Origin of the sequence: Paraclostridium sp. MRS3W1, assembly GCF_032465715.1 — a bacterium.
Classification (GTDB): domain Bacteria; phylum Bacillota; class Clostridia; order Peptostreptococcales; family Peptostreptococcaceae; genus Paraclostridium; species Paraclostridium dentum.
In genome coordinates, this window is sequence record NZ_JAWDJM010000163.1 from 1 (window position 1) to 4,198 (window position 4,198).

The window sequence follows — 4,198 nt, forward strand, 5'->3', positions numbered from 1 at the left end:
GCATAAAACTGAACAGTTTTATATCTTACTTTATTTTACATTGAAAATACTAGATTTATTTTAAAAAAAGAACTGACTTATGTCAAAATCCACAAATTTTTGAATAGAAATCAGTTAGTTATCCACAGAAAATAAGTGTTATACTTAAATAATTAAGTATGAATTATTATAACTAGGTTATCTATTAGAAAAGTTAGAATATAGAGATAAAAAAATAATTAATAAAGAAAATTTATGTAAAGACAAGGATTGTAAATTTTTTAAAACAGGTTTAATTAAAGACGTGGAAATACTTAAAAAGTATACTGGAAGAGAAAAAAAGGTTAAAATTGAAAAGCAGCAGGAACTAAGTTTCCTACTACTTTTTTATAATTAAAATAAATTTACACTCATATATATTGTTATAAATCTAAATAACAAATTAATTTATAGTTTAATATTAAGAGTTATATACTTAACTATTTTTTTATAATTTGTACTTGGATTTCCTCTATAGGTTTACCATATATGCCAGCATAATCATTTAAATCATATACCCAAGAAAGCCATCTACCTTCTACATATGCTCTATACTTAACGCTATAATTATCTAAACCTATCAATTTCATTTGTAATCCATCTACATTAGAACTTAATACACCTGCATAATCTTGACGATCTGTAACCCAAGGAAGCCATCTACCCTTTGAATGAGTTCTATATCTTATACTACCTTTACTTAAGCTAGCGTATATAGCTTGTATTGGATTTCCATATATTCCTGCATAATCTTCTAAGTTGGTTACATTAGGAAGCCATCTACCTTTTGAATAAACTTGATAAACTACATTAATATCCTCTGTTACTGAGGTACTTAACAATCTTTCTTTGAAGTTACACCATCTACTCCAATTATTAGAACTAAAAGCAGAAGGACAATTTTTTCTTGATACATCATAATGTCTTACAACATGATCCTTGTCTATCCCATATTTTTTCATAAGATATTTTGTTAACTCTAAAGTGTTTTGTACTGTATTTTCTGATATATTTCCGTTATCAGTTCCACACATTTCTATGCCTATAGAATTTTTATTATTAATTCCATATTTGTTTTTACCATCACCAACATGCCAAGCACCGTTAAAATCCTCTACAACTTGATATATTTCATTATCATCTACAAAGTAATGAGCTGATGCACCTCTATTACATCCATTAAAATAATCTGCATTATTTTTAGCAGTATCATTTTTATTTCCAGTATAATGAATAACAATATATTTTATATCGTTTCCTTCATAGTGATTATATTTGCTTATTTTTCTTTTTAAATTTAACATTTTAAATCCTCCTAAGTTTGTATTTTTATAATAAAAAGGTAATAAAAAAAGACTTCAATGAGTCTGCATTTTTATTACCTTGTATGAATTTTAATTTATACTTATTTTTTCATTGGATTATCTAATCCAGAAGTTGTAGGATTATTTAAAACCCCTAATGCAACTCCCACTGAACAAATAGTATTTATTATGTATAATACTTTTTCGCTATCAATATCAAATCCTAAGTTTGTAGCAATCATTACTGCAGCACTACCTATTGCCACTATAGTTCCTGTATTTTTTAATCTGTTTAAGATTTCGCCTTTATTTTTCATTTGTAATATCTCCCTTTATTTAAATAAATGATTTTGTACTGCATAAAAAAAGAACCCAACAAAACTCCCTGCAAATAAACCTAAAGCCCATTTAATCGAAGTAGTAAGTCCTTCTATACTTTTACATAAGTTTTCTATTTGTATATCTCTTTTAACATCATTTTGCTCTAATTTATCTATTCTTTCATCGTGATTATTAATACGTTTTTCATGTTGCTCTATTATATGTTCTTTTACTTCTTCATTCATAAACTCTCCTTTAATATCCAATAGCTATATAACTTATTTCCATAGTAGAACCCCATTTTTCAGGAGTGACATTTCTTGCAAAGAATACTCCATATGAATTATTTTCAACCTTTAATGCTCCATTATATCTAGCTCCTAAATCACCTCGCCCATCTACTCCCGTTATTGTTGCAGATACAGAGCAACATTTAGTAACGAAACTTATTGGGAATCCAACAGTGGCTTGAACAGTATCCCCATTAGCTATAGAAGTTCTTACTCTGCCCCATTGAAGTATTAATCCATTAGTTAAATGTACAAAACCACTCTCTTGATTCATCATATTTATTATGGCTAGTATATCTTTACCATTGTTAGTTACTTTCCCTCCTATCTCCACTCCATTTTTGAAGTCATTGTTATAGTTAAGATACATTTTATTTGGAGCGAGTGGTGATTCTGGATTAAAGTTAGTTCCAACAACTGCTCTTCCTCCATTTATAACTATATCTCTGCCCCAAAGTAAAGTATAACCATTTTCAGGATGGTCTACATAAAACCTACCACCTCTAACCGTTATTCCATACCCAGTTGCATTTAAAAGTCTTTGATTAGTAGCTTTATCAGTTATATACATTCCACCTGTATTTATATCAACTCGATTATTCCCTTCTACACAATCCATATGAATCCCATCTGTATCTATTTTAGTTATAGTAGAATAAACTTCACTCTGATGGCTACTCCAAGGAGTACAACTATTTCCAGTTTGAACTTTAAATCTATTTGCATATATAGTATGTGACCCACCTGCTTGAGTATAAAATATAAAAGCCCCAGTATTAGAGGTAGGAGGTATTATAAGTTTTAATTCTTTCCAAGAACCATCTCCTATTCTAATAACTTTAGTTAATACACCTTCTATCCCAAATCTAACGTCTACTGGTCTTGATGCATTAGCATATATTCTTATAGCCACTCCATTAGAGCAATCAATATTTGATTGGAATAAACCTTGATTACCTTGGGTTAAGTCAAGTTTTACAGAATTTCCTTCTTTGAAATTACCATCTGAATAAATCGAAATATTGCCAGTCCCATTTTTACCCCATGATTTAAAATCATTTAAAAATGCAGAGTTTTTAAGTAGATTATCATTTGTATTATTAGTAAATTTAAACTCAAAACTATCAATTAATTGAGTAAGTTGGGACTGAGTTGTATATTTACTATCAGTTTCTCCTTTTGAGTAGAATTGCTTCGATACTACAGACACTATAGAAGCATCTGTTATTTTCTGCTCTGCTTCTTTTTTCCATGTTTCTAAAGAAACTACTTTACCATCTATATTAGTTTGTTTGCTTTCTACATTGGAAACTCTACTTGTTATACTTGATAGATTAACTTCTACTTCAGAAACTTTGTTATTTACTTTAGTAACAGAAGATTCTTTTGCAATCTTTAATGCATTAAGCCTATCTGTATTTACACTTGTAACTGGTGCAAAAGCATATACATTATAAGTAGGATTAGAGTTACTCCAAACTAAATCAGATGCTCCATTATAATAAACTTTTGGGTCTACTGTTTGGTCTGATGCAAAATGGTATATAGCTCCAGTAGTTCCTCCACCTCTTAAAAAGAAAGTATAACCCATACAATGAACTGAGATATAACAGTCTGCTAGTAATTGAGTATATTGAGATGAGTTCTCTAAAATAAATTCTTTATAATCTGCTCCACCCCATCCACCAAAATTACCTTGCCATGTTAACATTAAACTACCTTTATGAGTTGCAGTATTCCAATCACTAGGAGCTTGTTCACTATAGCTTCTCCATATTTTTATAGTTCTAAGTATATCTTGATTACCACCTATAATATAAACTGGATAGTACTTATTACTATCACCATATATTATTAAATCTTTGGTATAAGGCATACCATGTGGAGATATTAATTTATTCATTTGTGAATTTAATGATGTTGTAGTACTTTCTGTAGAACTAACTCTAGCAGTTATATTATTTAAATCTCTTTCTACTGTATTAACCCTAGTTTCTACATTAGTTATTTTCCCATTTGCATTATTTATTTGTGTTGTATGAGAACCTATAGTACTATTCATGCTATTTACAGTATTAACAGTTCGGTTATAATCATCTTTAAGTAATACAGTTTGTCCATCCTTAATTATTTGAGTGTTATTTATAGCAGTTGTAATTTTACCTTGCATAACATTTATAGTTGTTGAGTTATTTTCTGTAACTGTCTTTGTTCCATCTGCTTGAGTTTTTAAACTATTAAATGCTACCTCTAAACTTATAAATG

At 29.0% G+C, this 4,198-nt stretch carries 4 protein-coding genes; all 4 read right to left on the minus strand.

Features of this window, described 5'->3' with window-relative positions:
* Nucleotides 1-458: 458 nt before the first annotated feature.
* Nucleotides 459-1,322 (minus strand): peptidoglycan recognition protein family protein, encoded by an 864-nt coding sequence (locus RWY47_RS13375; protein WP_224171131.1) that lies wholly within the window; start codon nt 1,320-1,322, stop codon nt 459-461.
* 101 nt (nt 1,323-1,423) lie between these two features.
* The gene (locus RWY47_RS13380) at nt 1,424-1,639 is read right to left on the minus strand and encodes a phage holin (RefSeq protein WP_224171130.1); all 216 of its coding nucleotides are present in this window, start codon (nt 1,637-1,639) and stop codon (nt 1,424-1,426) included.
* Between the two features lie 15 nt (nt 1,640-1,654).
* Nucleotides 1,655-1,888 carry a hemolysin XhlA family protein gene (locus tag RWY47_RS13385; RefSeq protein WP_224171129.1) on the minus strand — a complete coding sequence of 78 codons (234 nt, stop codon included), beginning with the start codon at nt 1,886-1,888 and terminating at the stop codon, nt 1,655-1,657.
* A gap of 10 nt (nt 1,889-1,898) precedes the next feature.
* The coding region (locus RWY47_RS13390; RefSeq protein WP_316030353.1) for a gp53-like domain-containing protein at nt 1,899-4,198 on the minus strand (2,300 nt) is incomplete at its 5' end.

Bases quoted from the DNA above. Each gene is read 5' to 3' on its own strand.
- RWY47_RS13380 (WP_224171130.1), bottom strand. From the start codon at position 1,639: ATGAAAAATAAAGGCGAAATCTTAAACAGATTAAAAAATACAGGAACT.
- RWY47_RS13385 (WP_224171129.1), bottom strand. From the start codon at position 1,888: ATGAATGAAGAAGTAAAAGAACATATAATAGAGCAACATGAAAAACGT.
- RWY47_RS13375 (WP_224171131.1), bottom strand. From the start codon at position 1,322: ATGTTAAATTTAAAAAGAAAAATAAGCAAATATAATCACTATGAAGGA.